A 16,134-nucleotide genomic window follows, 5' to 3' on the forward strand; every position below is an offset into this window, starting at 1 on the left:
TTCCTTGCGATGGCTCTAAACCGGGCGTTTCCGGCGGACGTTTTTGCACTGGTGTGGGTATTTTCGACTCACCCGTGCCACGCAAAAGTGCGGGGGCGGTAACGTCTATCGAGGGGGCAGTATGTGGAGGGACGATTATTTGAGGATTAATCGGCATTTCGGTTAAACCTGAGCGCCGTTTCCCAGTCCTAGATGTCATGGTCGGCCCATTCTGACCTACCGTTTCCATACGTGCGTCGCAGTCAGGGCGCTCAGTCGTATAAAGGAGCCCTGTGCAATGACGCGCACTCGTAAAGTAATGGCCTGGACCTTCGCCAGCCTCGTTCTTCTGCTGGCAGTGCTGGTGTTGATCATCGTGTTCTTCGATTGGAACCGGATCAAACCGCCCCTCAATGCCAAAGTCTCCGAAGAGCTGCACCGTCCCTTTGCCATCAACGGCAACCTGGCCGTGGTCTGGCAACGCGAACCCGAGGAGGGAGGATGGCGCGCCTGGGTACCTTGGCCGCACGTGGTTGCGGAAGATCTGAGCCTGGGTAACCCCGAGTGGTCGAAGAAGCCACAAATGGTCACCTTGAAACGGGTCGAGCTGCGCATCTCGCCGTTGGCCCTGCTGGCGCAGCGTGTGGTGATCCCGCGCATTGACCTCACCGAGCCGAATGCCGACCTGCATCGCCTGGCCGATGGTCGCGCCAACTGGACGTTCAAGTTCGACCCGAAGGATCCAGACGCTGAGCCGTCGAGCTGGGTGGTGGATATTGGCGCGATTGGTTTTGATAAAGGCCACGTGACCCTCGACGACCAAACCCTGAAAACGCAGCTTGATGTGTTGATTGATCCCCTGGGCAAGCCGATTCCGTTCAGCGATATTGTCGGCGACAACGCCGCGAAAAGCGCGCAGGAAAAGGGTGCCTCGCCGCAGGATTACGCCTTCGCGATCAAGACCAAAGGCCAATACCACGGTCAGAAGCTCACCGGCGACGGCAAGATCGGCGGCTTGCTGGCGTTGCAGGACGCGAATCGACCTTTCCCGCTGCAGGCCCAAGTGCAGATTGCCGACACCCGTGTTGAGTTGGCCGGCACCCTGACCGATCCGCTGAACCTCGGTGCGCTGGACCTGCGTCTGAAACTGGCTGGTGCCAGCCTGGGTAACCTGTATCCGCTGACAGGCGTGACCCTGCCGGACACCCCGCCCTATGCCACCGACGGTCATTTGATCGCCAAGCTGCATGAGCCAGGTGGCGCAGTATTCCGCTATGAAGCATTCAACGGCAAGATCGGCGAAAGCGACATTCATGGGAGCCTGGCCTACGTTGCCAGCCAGCCGCGGCCAAAACTCAGCGGTGCTCTGGTGTCGAACCAGTTGCTGTTTGCCGACCTGGCGCCTCTGATTGGCGCCGACTCCAATACAAAGCAAAAGGCCCGGGGTGGCGAAAGCAAGCAGCCGACGGACAAGGTGCTGCCGGTCGAGGAGTTCAAGACCGAGCGCTGGCGCGACATGGACGCCGATGTTGAATTCACCGGCAAGCGCATCGTCCACAGTGAGAAGCTGCCGTTCAATGACCTTTATACCCACCTCGTGCTGACCGATGGGGTCCTGAGCCTTGAGCCCCTGCGTTTCGGCGTGGCAGGCGGCAAGCTCGACGCACAGATCCGTTTGAACGGTCACACCGAACCCCTGGAAGGCCAGGCCAAATTGACCGCGCGTGGCTTCAAGCTCAAGCAGCTGTTCCCGACCTTCGAACCGATGAAAACCAGCTTCGGTGAGCTCAACGGCGACGCCGACATCACCGGTCGTGGCAACTCGGTGGCGAAGTTGCTGGCCACCTCCAATGGCAATCTGAAGATGCTGATCAATGACGGTGCCATCAGCCGCGAGTTGATGGAGCTGGCCGGGCTTAACGTGGGCAACTATGTGGTCGGCAAGATCTTTGGCGACAAGGAAGTGAAGATTAATTGCGCGGCCGCCGATTTCGATATCAAGACCGGTCTGGCAACCACTCGCTTGTTCGTTTTCGATACCGAGAACGCGATTATCTACATCGATGGAACGGCAAACATGGCAACCGAGCAACTGGACCTGACCATCACGCCGGAATCAAAAGGCTGGCGCCTGATCTCGTTGCGCTCGCCGCTGTATGTGCGGGGCAAGTTCATCAAGCCGGATGCGGGGGTGAAAGCTGTACCGTTGCTGTTGCGTGGGGCGGGGATGGTTGCGTTGGGTGTGATTGCTGCGCCGGCGGCCGGGTTGCTCGCGTTGGTGGCGCCTAGTGGGGGCGAGCCGAATCAGTGCGCGCCATTGCTGGAACAAATGAAGGCTGGCAAGGCACCCAAGACGGTGAAAGGTTGAGCTGGCCGTCTTTTACTGCGCACGCTATTGGCCAGGGTTCGCCAATAGCGTGCGCATCGGTTTTAAAATTTAAGGTTTAGCAATATCTAGATGAAACATTTTGGTGTTGATCTTATTGCCGAGTTTTCCAATGACACTGTTTCGCATGTCGGTATAATTACTTTCGCCGAGATGAGAGACCCACTGGCTCAGTTGCAAGGCGCCGAGTATTTTTTTCAGAGGGACGTCCTCGTCGAGAAAAGTGACTCCGACAGGTTCTGTTATTCCCAGGCGGATAGCCGTTGAAACGACAGTTTTGTCTTCGCAGATAATTGTCAGCATCGGGCAGATTGTAGTGGTCGCCCGACTCTCGCTTTGGTCTATAGATTGGACTCTGCTAAGCACCGCTGAAAGAATCTCGGAATCCTTCGGCAGCTTTCCTATAAACGTTATGCATTCGGCCAGCTGGACCAGCTGAGCGGGCGTTAAGTAGCTGGCTAAACTCAGCTTGGCGAGTTTTAAAAGGCTTGCCGATTTAACGACTTGATTTTGGTTGGCGTGACTTTTTGTAGTCCAGAATATAGATCCGAGGATTTTTCTATATGAAGCGAACCACAAGTCAGAGGCTATTCCATTTTTGGTGTTGGCAGCCAAATGTCCAAGCAGGCTGGAATTAAGGATGTCCTGCTTGAAGGAGTTAGAGTGTGAACCAAAGAACAGTGTGATGTTTCCGTCGACAATGTAGGCGTCCATGATGCTGTTGGTCATTTGAATTTCCCAAGATATCTTTGTTGGCAAAGTGGCCAGTAAAAATAACTGGCTTCTAACCAGCGCTGGAACTTACAGGTCCGGAAGTTCGGCAATAGCGTCTCTGGCGGTACTGCTGATTTTATCGAGTACAGACTGGCGTAACCTGGCATACACGTCGACATTCAAATAGACCGCTTGTGCGGCTGTTTTGATTTTGGTTTGCTGAGTGGTCGATTTCCACCAGAGAATGCCGCGGCTGCTCTCCCGAACATCCAAACTGTTACAGTTAAGAATCATCATTGGGAAACCTTCCTTCGTCTGCCATACCGGCGACATGTCGAATTTGGTTTCAGAACCGACATTGGATTTTCGGTTATAGATGTTTATGAGACCTTCATTGTTTTTTACGATATTTACCCCTTTGGCCGCCAAGTTTGCGAGCTTCGCAGCATTCGCGCCTACGAAATCCTGCATCACATAGGCGGCGACGATATCCATCGTCAGGCCAGTGCGCTTGATAGTCTGTTCTTTGGTCTGGAACGCTTGAGTAACCCAACCGAGTTTGGTCAACGTGTCGGTGTAATACTTATACCATTGATGCAGTTCTTTCTCAGGGTCGTAAAGTTTGGTTGCAGCATTCTGAACCAACTGTTTACAGTTAGTCACGTCTCTACGATTTTGCTCGGAGACACCTTCCAGAAAGAGATTGATCATCTCTTCTCCCACGGTGGCGCTCGGTTTGTTGGGGTCGATTACGACAGTGGGTGCTGGGGCAAAAGACCGAATGTTGGGTACGTTAGGCGCTGTTACCGATGGCAGCAAATCAAGAAACTCAAGGCGTTGTTCAAGATGCATGATGATAGTCCTTTATATGTTAGATCAGACCGAATGTCTGTGGTCTGAATATATAAAAGACAAAGTAATAACGTCCAGTGAGCGTTTGTAACTTGATAAGCTTGGTGGGGGAGCGGGTTGGGTGGAGATAAAAAGCCTTATTGCAACTTCTGTGCAATAAGGCCTGTGCGCTATTAAAGATCTTTCAGTATGTCCGCCATGTCATCTGCGTGCTCTTCTTCCTGAGCCAATATATCTTCGAAGATTCGCCGTGTAGTCGGGTCTTTTTCACCGATGTATTGAATAATTTCGCGATAACTGTCGATGGCAATGCGCTCAGCAACCAGGTCTTCGTAGACCATTTCCTTGAGCGAATTACCTGCGACGTATTGTGCGTGGGAGTTTTTCGACAGGGTGTCAGGGTTGAACTCCGGCTCTCCGCCCAACTGCACGATGCGCTCGGCCAGCCTGTCGGCGTGTTGGCCTTCCTGCTTCGCGTGTTCGAGGAACTCTTCAGCAGCCACATGGGCTTTGAGGCCGTTGGCCATGAAGTAGTGGCGCTTGTAGCGCAACACGCAAACCAGTTCGGTGGCTAGGGATTCGTTGAGCAGGCGCAGTACTTCGTTAAGGTCGGCGCTATAGCTTTCGGTCACTGCGCCGTTTTCGACGTTTTGACGGGCCCGTGCTCGAAGGGTGGTTACATCGGACAAATGCATGTCACTCATCTCGTTCTCCTGGAGGCTAATCCGGTTGGCGTCACGCCTCTGAGGACGCGATCGCTACTTAAGGTGTGAGTGATCGGGCCCGCGAAAAGTTTTATGTAATTTGCCGTTGTTCGTCGCGAGCTGACGAAGCCTGCGATCTTGGTACCAGACCGGACAGGCGTGCCTCTTCCTGCAGCCATGCAAAAAACGCCCGAACCGGGGGGTGACGCTCGCGACCCGGTACGCACAGGGCGCTATATCCCGCGCCCTCGACCTGTATGTCGCCCCGATACCCCTCCAGTAATCCGCTGGCCACGCTTTGCGACACAAGGATGTTGCTTGCCAGCACCAGACCTTGTCCGGCAATGGCAGCTTGCAAGGCGTAATGTTCCTCATCGTACTCGCGCACCGCGGGTTGCCCTTGCAACCAGGACTCCCCGGACTGCGCACACCAGGCTTCCCAGCCGTGGGCATACAGTTTTGAGTTGTGCCATCGCACGCTGATCAGCGTTGGCACTCGACCGCGGGCTAACGCGACTTGCTCGGGCGAGCCATAAACGCTGAAGGCCTCATCAAAAAGGCACAGGCCAAACAGATTGGGATAGTCATCGAGGCTATAGCGCAACACCAGATCGACGCTCGCGTCCTGATGCAAGTCGATCACCTCACAATGGGTATCGAGTCGCACGCTGATGTCGGGATGGCGCGCATAGAAACGGCCCAGACGCGGCACCAGCCACAACGCGGCGAAGGCTGCAGTGGTGGAAATCGTCAGGCTCGCGCCGCTGCGTTGCGGGCGCAATGTGTCAACGCTTTGCGCTACGTCCAGAAACGCGCCGTGCAGGGTGCGGAACAATCGTTCACCGCCCTCGGTCAGTCGAACCTGTCGCGGCAACCGTTCGAACAACGACAGGCCAAGCCAGCTTTCAAGCGCGCGGATCTGGTGGGAAATGGCCGTTGGTGTGACGGCCAGTTCTTCGGCCGCTGCCTTGAAACTCAGCAGGCGGGAAGCCGATTCAAAGGCGCGAAGGGCAGTGAGTGGCAGTGAGGCAAACATTCAATACTCCATGGATGAAATGAATTCATCCAGAGTGACTTTTACTCATTTGATGAGGATGGCCCAGCGCTACACGCTATGAACCACAGACGATTTGAGTTTAGTCATAAAGGAGATTCAGATGAGTGAAATTCTTGTGGTGCATGCGAGTCCACGTGGCGAGCGATCCCATTCCCGGCGCTTGGCCGAGGTGTTCATTGAGGCCTGGCGAGCAGCCAATCCTGAGGCGCGTCTGACCCGACGCGAAGTCGGTCGGGCACTTATCCCGCCGGTTAACGAGGCGTTCGTGGCTGCCGCGTTTTACCCCGAACCGAATGCTCGACCATTAGCGATGCAAGCTGACCTCGCGTTCAGTGATGAACTGGTTCGCGAATTGCTCGGCCATGACGTGCTGCTGATTTCCACGCCCATGCATAACTTCAGCGTGCCGAGTGGGCTCAAGGCCTGGATAGACCAGATTGTCAGGCTCGGGCTGACGTTCAATCACACCCTTGATAATGGCGTGGCGCAATACGAACCGCTGGTGCGGGGCAAAAAAGCGCTGATCGTGACCACGCGCGGTGGTTTTGGATTCGGGCCGGGGGGCGAACTGGAAGCCATGAATCATGCCGATACTTTGCTACGCACGGCACTGGGCTTTATCGGCATCACTGATGTCACCGTGGTCGATGCCGAGGGAGAGGAGTCTGCCGAACGCACCTTCCAGATCTCCGCCGCCGAGGCCGAACAGCGTTTGCTGGCGCTGGTCAGGGAGTTCTAGATGGCCTGGCTGTATTTGCTGATCGCTGCCGGGTTCGAAGTCACCTTCGCCATGGGCATGAAGTACGCTGAAGGCTTCACCCGGCTGTGGCCTTCGCTCATCACCGTGATCGCTGCATTGGCCGGGATTTACTTCCTGACGTTGGCCATGCGTGAGCTGCCAGTGAGCATCGCCTATCCGATCTGGACAGCCATCGGTTCACTGGGCACGGTGTTTCTTGGGTTTGCGCTGTTCGGCGAGAGTCTGACGGCCCTTAAACTGGTTTCAGTCGGGCTGATCGTCGCAGGCGTGGTGGGGTTGAAGTAGGCGGATGTCATAGACTCGTCGTCGAGTTGTCATGTTGCATGGCAATGCTTGGCTGATGTCTTGCATCCCGCCTGGCAACTCCCCACCACCCACAAGGATGTCCGCCCATGTCGCAAGGTTCCGCCACGCGCTACCCGCTGGTGCTGGTCCCGGGAATGCTCGGCTTTGTCCGTTTGCTGCTCTATCCCTACTGGTACGGGATCATTTCGGCGTTGCGCCGGGGTGGTGCAACGGTGTTCGCGGTGCAGGTGTCGCCGCTTAATTCCAGCGAAGTGCGCGGTGAGCAGCTGCTCGCGCGGATCGAGGAAATCCTGCGCGAAACCGGGGCCGAGAAAGTCAATCTGATTGGTCACAGTCAAGGTTCACTAACGGCCCGCTATGCCGCCGCCGTGCGCCCGGATCGTGTGGCTTCGGTGACCTCTGTGGCCGGGCCGAATCATGGTTCGGAACTGGCGGATTACCTGGAAAAACACTACCCGGCGGACAGCGCCAAGGGACGTCTTCTCAGTGTCCTGCTGCGCTTGATCGGCGCGTTGATGAGCTTGCTGGAAACCGGTTATCGCGGGCCCAGGTTGCCCGTGGATATCCCGGCCTCGCACCAATCCCTCACCACGCAAGGGGTGGCGTTGTTCAATCAACGTTACCCACAGGGATTGCCGGCCACCTGGGGCGGGCAGGGGGCGGAAGAAGTGAATGGGGTGCGCTATTACTCGTGGTCCGGGACCTTGCAGCCGGGCAAGACTGATCGTGGACGAAACCTGTTTGACGGGACAAATCGCAGCTGCCGATTGTTTGCCAGGACCTTTGTCCGGGAAGTCGGGCATTGCGACGGGATGGTCGGACGCTACAGTTCGCACCTGGGGACGGTGATCGGCGATGAGTATCCGCTGGATCACTTCGACATCGTCAATCAGTCGTTGGGACTGGTGGGGAAGGGGGCTGAGCCGATTCGTTTGTTCATGGAACATGCGGCGCGGTTGAAAGCGGCCGGGGTTTGAGATCAAAAGATCGCAGCCTGCGGCAGCTCCTACATTGATTCGCGTACACCAGTAGGAGCTGCCGCAGGCTGCGATCTTTTCAATCAGGCGACGCTGTTTTTACGGCCCAGAACAGTGGTCCAGCGCTCCGAAAGAATCACCCCACCCAGCGTCAGCACGCCCCCCACCAGGTGATACATCGCCAGCTGCTCATGTAATACCACCGCCGCAATCAGCGCAGTGATCAACGGCAGCAGATTGAAAAACAGCGTGGTCCGGCTCGGGCCGAGACGCACAATCGCCTGCATCCACGCCAGTGGCGCCACCATCGACGCGAGCAGGCAGGCGTACAGCACCAGCGGGATGTTCTGCAGGGTCGGGCCGACCTTCGGCGAGGCGATGAACAACGGAAACAACACAATCACCGCCACCAGTACCTGCAAGTACAGCAACACCAGCGGCGGCAGGCGCAGCTGCCATTTTTTCAGCAACGTGCTGTAGATCGCATAGGCCAGGGTGGCGATCAACATCATCGCATCGCCCAGGTTCACGCCGTGTTCCAGCAATGCCGCCAGGCTACCGGACGACACCACCACCAGCACGCCGGAAAATGACAGTACCGCGCCGGTCAATGCGCCTGCGGTCAGGCGCTGGCCGAGGCTGGCAATCGCCATGGCGAGGGACATCAAGGGCATCAGCGACAAAATGATGCCCATGTTGGTGGCCGAGGTCAGGGTCGCGGCGAAGTAGGCCAGACTTTGATAAACCGCCATGCCGAGCACGCCAAGGATAAAAATCTTGCCCAGATTGGGACGGATCAACGACCAATGGGCGATCACCGGTTTGAGCATGAACGGCGTGAAAAGCAAGCCCGCCAGCAGCCAGCGATAGAAACCGATCTCGGCAGGAAAGATCGCGCCAACGGCGAGCTTGTTGATCACGGTGTTGCCGGCCCAGATAAAAATGGCGAGCAGGGGATAAGCGTATTGCATCAGGAACAACCAGAACGTTAATGAGGGACAATTATCGTCTGTCTGGATGAAAGCTTATACTTCGATCCAGACAACGTGCCCTTGATGACGGACAGCATGACCAGTAAACACATCGACTTGCTGGATTTCAGCGAATTGCCGTCTCCGGTCTACTTCCGGTATGCCGACTTCGACACGCACGAATATGCCGCGCCCCATCGTCATCCGTGGGGCACGCTCGAGTATTCGGCCAATGGCGTGCTGCACATGGAAATCGGCAGTAGCCGGTTCATGTCACCCCCGCAGTATGCGGTGTGGGTGCCGCCGCACATCGAACACAGCTTCTACAGCAATCAACCGGTCAACTACCGTGCGGTCTGCCTTGCGCCTTCGTTGTGCCTCGACCTGCCCACGCAGGCTTGCACGCTGGCGATCAGTGAAATACTCAAGGCGATCCTCAAGGATTTCGCCGCGAGGGACGTGAAGATTCCCGAAAACGCGGCGGACCAGCGCCTGGCCCAGGTGCTGGTCGATCAGCTGCAACAGGCGCCTGTCCATGAGTGCTATTTACCCTATGCCAGCAGTGCCGGGCTGCTCGCGATTCTTGAAGCGTTGCAGGCCGAGCCTGGGGATAACCGCCCGCTGTCAGCCTGGGCTGCGCAAATCCATGTCAGCGAGCGCACGTTGGCGCGGCAGTTCGTGCGTGAGTTGGGCATGAGTTTCGGGGAGTGGCGACAGCGCTTGCGCTTCCTCTCGGCGATCGAAGCACTGGACAGCCATCGCAGCATCCAGGACGTCGCATTCGACATGGGTTACAGCACCGGTTCTGCGTTTATCGCGATGTTTCAACGGCAGGCGGGGTGCACGCCGGAGCAGTATCGGCGTAGCCATCTTGAAAGCAGGAAGGCGTAACAGGCGTTGTCTACACTCCTGAACAAGGCCGCGTCCCTCGGTGCGGCGACCAGGAGAAAACTCCATGAAGATGTTGCGTGTCCCTTTGCTGATGATCGGTTTGCTGCTCTGCTCTCAAGGCTTCGCGGCCACGGCCCAACAGAACAAGATGACCACCTGTAACGCCGACGCGACGGCTAAAAGCCTCAAGGGCGATGAGCGCAAGATGTTCATGAGCACCTGCCTGAAGGCGGCGCCGGCGGCAAACGATGACGCTAAAGCATTGACCCCGCAGCAAGAGAAAATGAAAACCTGCAACGCCGACGCCGCGACTAAAGCGTTGAAGGGCGACGAGCGCAAAGCGTTCATGAGTGATTGCCTGAAGAAATAAAGATAGGGCATGAAGATGTGGGGGCATTGAGGGCCTCATCGCGGGCAAGCCCGCTCCCACATTTGTCAGGTGTGCACATAACCACTGTGGGAGCGGGCTTGCCCGCGATGAGGCCCGCAAGCACCCTGAAAATCTTTCGAGTCTCCGACCAAGGTCGCCCTACACATTCCCTAGTGCTGCCCTCCGAACGCTGGCAGACTGCCCATCCTTTTACGCCGTTCGTTTTGAGGCTGTATGCCAACGTTTTCTCAACGCCATGTCTTGCTGCTTATCAGTTGGGTCATCATTTTTGGTGGTTTGCTGTTGGTGATTCCTTTGCGGTTGCTGCCGAGCCTGCTGGCCGGATTGCTGGTGTTCGAACTGGTCAACATGCTCACCCCGCAGCTGCAACGTCTGATCGAAGGCCGGCGAGCGCGCTGGCTGGCGGTGGCCTTGCTGGGCACCTTGGTGGTGAGCGCGCTGGCGCTGATTTTTGCCGGGGCGATCAGTTTTCTGTTGCACGAAGCGGAAAACCCCGGCGCCTCCCTCGACAAATTCATGCACGTGGTCGACCGGGCGCGTGGGCAATTACCGCCATTCATCGACGCCTACCTGCCGGCCAGTGCCGCAGAGTTTCGGGTGGCCATTGGCGAGTGGATGAGCAAGCACCTCAGCGACCTTCAGCTCGTCGGCAAAGACGCGGCGCACATGTTCGTGACGTTGCTGATCGGCATGGTGCTGGGCGCGATCATCGCGTTGCAGCGTGTGCCTGACGTGACCAAGCGCAAACCACTGGCCGCTGCACTGTTCGATCGTCTGCATCTGCTGGTCCAGGCCTTTCGCAACATCGTGTTTGCCCAGATCAAGATTTCCCTGCTCAACACGTTCTTTACCGGGATTTTCCTGGCGGTGATCTTGCCGATGTTCGGCATCAAGTTACCGCTGACCAAGACCCTGATCGTGCTGACCTTCCTGCTTGGTTTGTTGCCGGTGATCGGTAACCTGATGTCGAACACGCTGATCACCATCGTCGGCTTGTCGCTGTCGATCTGGGTCGCCGTGGCGGCGCTGGGTTATCTGATCTTTATCCACAAGCTTGAGTACTTTCTCAACGCGCGCATCGTCGGCGGGCAGATCAGTGCGAAGTCGTGGGAGTTACTGTTGGCAATGCTGGTGTTCGAGGCCGCGTTCGGCCTGCCGGGGGTGGTGGCGGGGCCGATTTACTACGCGTATCTGAAGAGCGAGTTGAAGCAGGTGGGGATGGTTTGACGCGCTGTTGATCTTTTATGGTGAGGGGGTTTATCCCCGTTGGGCTGTGAAACAGCCCCTCCGGTGAATGCAGTGTGCCTGAAGTACTGTGATAACAGGTTTTAGGGCTGCTTCGTCTTAATTCACCCGTAGAAGCCAGTACCACGGTAAGAAGAAAGTAAGTCCGGACCGCGCGTTCCAATGAATCTACTCCACTACCAACCGCCCCAACCGCTGCTTCAACATCCGGTTCTCCGCCCTCAGCTGCTGGACCTCTTCAAGCAGGTCCAGCGCCAGGGCGACGCCTTCCCATTCCAGTTCCAGGTCGCGCCGCAGTTTGGCGGCACGCTTGGCCAGTGCCAGCTCGAAATCGTTGAAACGCCAGTCCTTGGGCTGCTTGCCCTGAGGTTCGAGGATGCCGTGTTCGACGATTTCGATCACGTAAACGTCCGATAAATCAGTCGCCTCGCAGAATTCGGCCAGGTCCAGGTGAACGATCAGGGGTGTGCTCATGACGGGCTACTCCGATTCTGGATTCAGAAGTTCTCTCTAGGGTTGAACGCAGCTTTCTCGGCCAGTTCCTGCCACAGCGCCTTGACCTCGTCACTGGCCGTTTTCGGCATCTCCGCCTTGAGCTGCACGAACAGGTAACCGCGCTCGCCGGCCTTGTTCATCAAACCGTGGCCCTTGGCGCGCATACGCTGACCGTTCTGACTGCCGGCAGGGACCTTGAGGTTGATCTTGCCGGTCAGGGTCGGCACCGCGACTTCCGTCCCCAGCGCCAGCTCCCACGGAGCCAGTGGCAAGGTGATGATCAGGTTTTCGCCTTCAACATCGTATTTCGGGTGCGGTGCAAAACGAATGATCAGGTACAGGTCGCCATTGGCGCCGCCACCGACACCCGGGGCCCCTTGGCCCTTGAGGCGGATGCGCTCGCCGTCGGTCACGCCCGCCGGGATTTTCACGTTCAGGCTTTTACTGGTGTTGCTGACATGTTGCCCGGCAGCGTTGTACTGCGGGACCTGGAAGCTGACCTTCTTCGATTCGTTCGAGAGGGTTTCTTCCAGAAAAACCGGTAATTCCATTTCCACGTCTTGCCCTCGACGTCCGGCGCTACGGCCCGACTGTCCACCACTAAAGCCAGGGCCACGGTTGCCGAAGATCGAACTGAAGAAGTCCGAGAAATCGCCCGTGTCCTGACCACCACCGAAACCGCCCGCACCACGCCCCTGCCAACCTGGTGGGCCCTGGAACGGTTGGCCGTGCTGGCCGTACTTGCGCAAATCGTCGTATTCGGCGCGCTTGTCGGCACTTTTCAGCGCTTCATAGGCTTCCGAGGCGTCCTTGAACTTTTCCTCGGCATCCTTTTCCTTGCTGACGTCCGGGTGGTATTTGCGCGCGAGCTTGCGATAGGCAGCTTTGATCGCCTTATCGTCCGCCGTCGGCTCCACACCGAGAATCTTGTAATAGTCTTTGAAGTCCATCTAAGGATCACCATCCGTTATCAAAATCGCTCAGCCACCTGCAGCATGCGCTGCCAGGCCCAATGCAGACAAGGTTGGGGCGAAGGATAGTCTTTCAAGGCGCTATTAGCCGAGATTTAGCGGATAGTCGGCCTTCGAATCTGTGCCGCACTGACATACACTGCGCGGCCGTTTTTTAACCGGAACCTGAAAGACATGAAAAACGCATCTCCAGCTCGTGCCTGTGGTATCGACTTTGGCACGTCCAACTCCACCGTCGGCTGGATTCGCCCCGGCATGGAAACGCTGATCGCGCTGGAGGATGACAAGATCACCCTGCCGTCGGTGGTGTTCTTCAATATGGAAGAGCGCCGCCCGGTCTACGGCCGCCTGGCGCTGCACGAGTACCTGGAAGGCTACGAAGGCCGCCTGATGCGCTCGCTCAAAAGCCTGCTGGGCTCCAAGCTGATCAAGCATGACACCAGCGTCCTCGGCACCGCGATGCCCTTCAAGGACCTGCTCGGGCTGTTCATCGGCCAGCTGAAGAAGCGCGCCGAGGCTGCCGCCGGTCGCGAGTTCGAAGAGGTGGTACTGGGTCGCCCGGTGTTCTTCGTCGATGACGATGAAATGGCCGACCAGGAAGCGGAAAACACTCTGGTGGACGTAGCCCGCGCCATTGGCTTCAAAGATGTGTCGTTCCAGTACGAGCCGATTGCCGCGGCGTTCGACTACGAGTCGACCATCGAAAAGGAAGAGCTGGTACTGATCGTCGACATCGGCGGTGGTACGTCCGACTTCTCGCTGGTGCGCCTGTCGCCGGATCGCCGGGCCAATGACAACCGTCACGATGACATCCTCGCCACTGGCGGCGTGCACATCGGCGGTACCGACTTCGACAAGCAGCTGAGCCTGCAAGGCCTGATGCCGCTGTTCGGCTACGGCAGCCGCATGAAGAGTGGTGCGTACATGCCCACCAGCCACCACATGAACCTGGCGACCTGGCACACCATCAACTCGGTGTACTCGCAGAAGTCGACCCTGGCCCTGGGCAGCATGCGTTACGACATCGAGGACACCGGTGGCATCGATCGTCTGTTCAAGCTGATCGACCAGCGCGCCGGTCACTGGCTGGCCATGGAAGTGGAAGAAACCAAGATCCAGCTGACCCACGCCGACAGCCGCCATGTTCCGCTGGACCGTATCGAGCCGGGGTTGAGCGTGGAGTTGAGTCGGGCGCTGTTCGAGTCCGCCATCGAGGCGTTGCTGGAGCGTGTGCGCAACAGCGTGACCAAGATGCTGAACGACGCCAATGTGCGGGTTGATCAGGTGGACACGGTGTTCTTTACCGGTGGTTCAAGCGGAATTCCGGCATTGCGTAACAGCGTTTCGGACATGTTGCCGAACGCACGGCATGTAGAAGGGAACATCTTTGGCAGCATCGGTAGCGGTTTGGCCATTGAGGCCAGCAAGCGCTACGGCACGATGGACTGATCCGAAATCCTGTGGCGAGGGGATTTATCCATGTAGGGCTGCGAAGCAGCCCTACACCTGTCATCACGAGAGTGTCAGATTTTTATCGCGTATTACGCCTGATCCAAGCAGCATCTAATTGTTGGCTCGCGATTTCATTGATGGTTGGTGGGTTAACATACCTACCAATACTCCTATCCCATATAAGGCTTGGAAAAAAGGTCCTTGGAGGTTCACTTTCACGTGTGTTTGTGTTTGTACTTGAACGTGTACTTGAACTTGTACTTGAACGTGTACGTCCAGTGGGGTCTGGCGTGTAGTCGTTTGGAACTGTCCCATTGCCACCACCCTTAACCGGTTCTCGAAGACGTTTAGTTTTGTTCCCAAACCTGTCTGTGTGCTCTATGAAAAACTCGTTGCCCTCTTTAGACATGCCACCATCCCATGAATGTCTTCGCCCTGACGATGTCCCCGATGGCGCTCCCATTTCCCCAAACGATGAGCTTAGTGATACTCCTATTGTGGCCGTGGTCAATCTGTCTCGCGCAGCTCCATCTACGTATCCAACAGGGCTCGCAAGCCCATAATTATAGGACGATTGTCGCGGAGGGCCGTTACGTGGCCCAGGTGCTGCAAAAATAAGACTTACGAGACCTTCGCCCGCCAATGGGCTTGACTTTGTTACCAGAGCGGGCGGGTTCCGAGCTCCTCCTATGCGTTGCCAAGCACCGAGTGCTCTGGTGGTTGCCGCATTACGCTTAGCGTTTCGAGCATTGATGCTTGCTTGTGAACCCCCCAGTGACACGTTTTCCGAGATGAAAAGTTTCACAACTTCCCAGGGATTATGCCCTGTTGGATCGGAGAAGTTGATCGGGTCCCCCTCGCAGTACGTATACGCATTCAACCCACCGCCACCAAACGGACTCCAACTGTCGGGGCTATGAAAGCGCATCAGCGCCGGGTTGTAAGCGCGATAACCATTGCCCAGCAGATACCACCCCATGTGCTTCTCTCGCAGTGCACCATTGAAACCCAGCCCTGTCGCGATTTCCTGCTGTGCAGATTGCTGGCCGTAGTTGGAATAAGCGATGAGGTTGGGTTTGCTTCCGGCGAGTTCGGCGAGGATTGAATTGTTGTTGTCCGTTACCAGCAGGACGGTGCGGGGCTGGCGTGGGGCAGTCTGGTTTTCATCAAATGAGTCGGACATTGTGGAGCCTTCCTTGATGAGGTGGATGGGGTGATCATCCTCTCCAGTTTGGCCTCGCTGCCGGGTTTTGGGAACTATCAGAACTGTTAGTGAATGGTGGTGATCGAAACCGTCAAACACGGCATCCTCGAACCTCAGGGCAAGCAGCCCAAGGACTGGCGTTTCAACGATTTCGAGCTGGCACTGGCCAAGCGTGCCGCCAAACTGCGGCGCGACCTGGAACTGGAATGGGAAGGCGTCGCCCTGGCGCTGGACCTGCTTGAAGAGGTCCAGCAGCTGAGGGCGGAGAACCGGATGTTGAAGCAGCGGTTGGGGCGGTTGGTGGTGGAGTAGGTATTTCTGTAAGACGCATACTCCATGCGTATTTAATCGAAACGGCTGCCTATTTTTTTTTTGTGTTTCTAATTGCCTGACCTTCTAGGGGCAAAGAATATTTTTGAACACTTCGCTGCATTGGGTTTCCGTTCTCGTCGTACGTGACAGAGTATTGACGTGAGGCGCCACTCGGTAGCGTTCTTGTCGGAGGAATAGGGGCATATTGCACCAGGGGTGAACCACTCTGGGGAATAGCAGGCGGATCAGAGTTTATAGTCACCGGTGTTTTGGGTGGCCGTGGCGGTGGGCTGCTTGAAGGCAGAACAACTCCTGCTGGAGTTCCATTCTGAGGTAGAGCTGTTGGTATTTCCGGTAATGGTCGACTCTGAATGTTTGAAAGCGTGGCCCAAGGTGGTGACGCTGCTGGAGTTGGAGTTGGAGTTGGAGTTGGAGTTGGAGTTGGAGTTGGAGTTGGAGTTGGAGTT

General features: G+C 56.9%; 16 protein-coding genes and 2 pseudogenes. 9 read left to right on the forward strand and 9 right to left on the reverse strand.

The annotated features are described in order from the left end of the window. The first annotated feature begins 277 nt into the window (after positions 1–277). Positions 278–2,347 (forward strand): AsmA family protein, encoded by a 2,070-nt coding sequence (locus AC3ZVB_RS07475; protein ID WP_490146191.1) that lies wholly within the window; start codon positions 278–280, stop codon positions 2,345–2,347. Positions 2,348–2,416: 69 nt separating this feature from the next. Here the strand turns inward: AC3ZVB_RS07475 and AC3ZVB_RS07480 are convergent, their stop codons facing one another. From AC3ZVB_RS07480 to AC3ZVB_RS07495, 4 genes are all read right to left on the reverse strand, one after another. Then, a complete protein-coding gene (locus AC3ZVB_RS07480) occupies positions 2,417–3,094 on the reverse strand; it encodes a hypothetical protein (protein ID WP_490146192.1) in 678 nt (225 codons plus the stop codon). A 72-nt stretch (positions 3,095–3,166) separates the two neighbouring features. Continuing rightward, positions 3,167–3,931, reverse strand: coding sequence for a hypothetical protein (locus tag AC3ZVB_RS07485; RefSeq protein WP_490146193.1), 765 nt, complete (start codon positions 3,929–3,931; stop codon positions 3,167–3,169). 173 nt (positions 3,932–4,104) lie between these two features. Next, positions 4,105–4,635 (reverse strand): ferritin-like domain-containing protein, encoded by a 531-nt coding sequence (locus tag AC3ZVB_RS07490; RefSeq protein ID WP_490146194.1) that lies wholly within the window; start codon positions 4,633–4,635, stop codon positions 4,105–4,107. A 91-nt stretch (positions 4,636–4,726) separates the two neighbouring features. Continuing rightward, a complete protein-coding gene (locus tag AC3ZVB_RS07495; protein ID WP_490146195.1) occupies positions 4,727–5,671 on the reverse strand; it encodes a LysR substrate-binding domain-containing protein in 945 nt (314 codons plus the stop codon). A 121-nt stretch (positions 5,672–5,792) separates the two neighbouring features. Between AC3ZVB_RS07495 and AC3ZVB_RS07500 the strand changes: the two genes are divergently transcribed. The 3 genes from AC3ZVB_RS07500 to AC3ZVB_RS07510 all read left to right on the forward strand — a co-directional run bounded on the left by AC3ZVB_RS07500 (position 5,793) and on the right by AC3ZVB_RS07510 (position 7,735). After that, on the forward strand, positions 5,793–6,431 hold the full coding sequence (locus tag AC3ZVB_RS07500; protein WP_194691559.1) for an FMN-dependent NADH-azoreductase: 639 nt from the start codon (positions 5,793–5,795) through the stop codon (positions 6,429–6,431). Next, positions 6,432–6,737: a DMT family transporter gene (locus AC3ZVB_RS07505; RefSeq protein ID WP_490146196.1), complete on the forward strand. Its 306-nt coding sequence runs from the start codon at positions 6,432–6,434 to the stop codon at positions 6,735–6,737. A 107-nt stretch (positions 6,738–6,844) separates the two neighbouring features. Beyond that, positions 6,845–7,735, forward strand: a complete 891-nt coding sequence (locus AC3ZVB_RS07510) for an esterase/lipase family protein (protein ID WP_490146197.1) — start codon at positions 6,845–6,847, stop codon at positions 7,733–7,735. 83 nt (positions 7,736–7,818) lie between these two features. Here AC3ZVB_RS07510 and AC3ZVB_RS07515 read toward each other — a convergent pair whose 3' ends face one another. Then, positions 7,819–8,706, reverse strand: coding sequence for a DMT family transporter (locus AC3ZVB_RS07515; RefSeq protein WP_490146198.1), 888 nt, complete (start codon positions 8,704–8,706; stop codon positions 7,819–7,821). A gap of 96 nt (positions 8,707–8,802) precedes the next feature. Here AC3ZVB_RS07515 and AC3ZVB_RS07520 point away from each other — a divergent pair, with 96 nt between their 5' ends. From AC3ZVB_RS07520 to AC3ZVB_RS07530, 3 genes are all read left to right on the forward strand, one after another. Further along, positions 8,803–9,597 (forward strand): AraC family transcriptional regulator, encoded by a 795-nt coding sequence (locus tag AC3ZVB_RS07520; protein WP_178114318.1) that lies wholly within the window; start codon positions 8,803–8,805, stop codon positions 9,595–9,597. A gap of 64 nt (positions 9,598–9,661) precedes the next feature. Beyond that, on the forward strand, positions 9,662–9,967 hold the full coding sequence (locus AC3ZVB_RS07525) for a PsiF family protein (protein WP_162439166.1): 306 nt from the start codon (positions 9,662–9,664) through the stop codon (positions 9,965–9,967). A gap of 234 nt (positions 9,968–10,201) precedes the next feature. After that, positions 10,202–11,215 carry an AI-2E family transporter gene (locus AC3ZVB_RS07530; RefSeq protein ID WP_162439165.1) on the forward strand — a complete coding sequence of 338 codons (1,014 nt, stop codon included), beginning with the start codon at positions 10,202–10,204 and terminating at the stop codon, positions 11,213–11,215. A gap of 186 nt (positions 11,216–11,401) precedes the next feature. On the opposite strand, the gene AC3ZVB_RS07535 is transcribed toward AC3ZVB_RS07530, so the two are convergent. Both AC3ZVB_RS07535 and AC3ZVB_RS07540 read right to left on the reverse strand, forming a co-directional pair. Beyond that, positions 11,402–11,707, reverse strand: coding sequence for a chaperone modulator CbpM (locus AC3ZVB_RS07535; RefSeq protein WP_490146199.1), 306 nt, complete (start codon positions 11,705–11,707; stop codon positions 11,402–11,404). 23 nt (positions 11,708–11,730) lie between these two features. Further along, complete coding sequence (locus AC3ZVB_RS07540) at positions 11,731–12,678, reverse strand: DnaJ C-terminal domain-containing protein (RefSeq protein WP_490146200.1); 948 nt, start codon at positions 12,676–12,678, stop codon at positions 11,731–11,733. Positions 12,679–12,873: 195 nt separating this feature from the next. Here AC3ZVB_RS07540 and AC3ZVB_RS07545 point away from each other — a divergent pair, with 195 nt between their 5' ends. Beyond that, on the forward strand, positions 12,874–14,148 hold the full coding sequence (locus AC3ZVB_RS07545; protein WP_490146201.1) for an Hsp70 family protein: 1,275 nt from the start codon (positions 12,874–12,876) through the stop codon (positions 14,146–14,148). Between the two features lie 82 nt (positions 14,149–14,230). On the opposite strand, the gene AC3ZVB_RS07550 is transcribed toward AC3ZVB_RS07545, so the two are convergent. Next, positions 14,231–15,334 carry an RHS repeat-associated core domain-containing protein gene (locus AC3ZVB_RS07550; protein WP_490146202.1) on the reverse strand — a complete coding sequence of 368 codons (1,104 nt, stop codon included), beginning with the start codon at positions 15,332–15,334 and terminating at the stop codon, positions 14,231–14,233. 99 nt (positions 15,335–15,433) lie between these two features. Here AC3ZVB_RS07550 and AC3ZVB_RS07555 point away from each other — a divergent pair. Then, positions 15,434–15,667: pseudogene (locus tag AC3ZVB_RS07555) on the forward strand (chaperone modulator CbpM); the annotation flags it as partial. Positions 15,668–15,912: 245 nt separating this feature from the next. Here the strand turns inward: AC3ZVB_RS07555 and AC3ZVB_RS07560 are convergent. After that, positions 15,913–16,134, reverse strand: a pseudogene (locus tag AC3ZVB_RS07560) (hypothetical protein); the annotation flags it as partial.

Source organism: Pseudomonas sp. MDV22-iso1 (genome assembly GCF_058145095.1).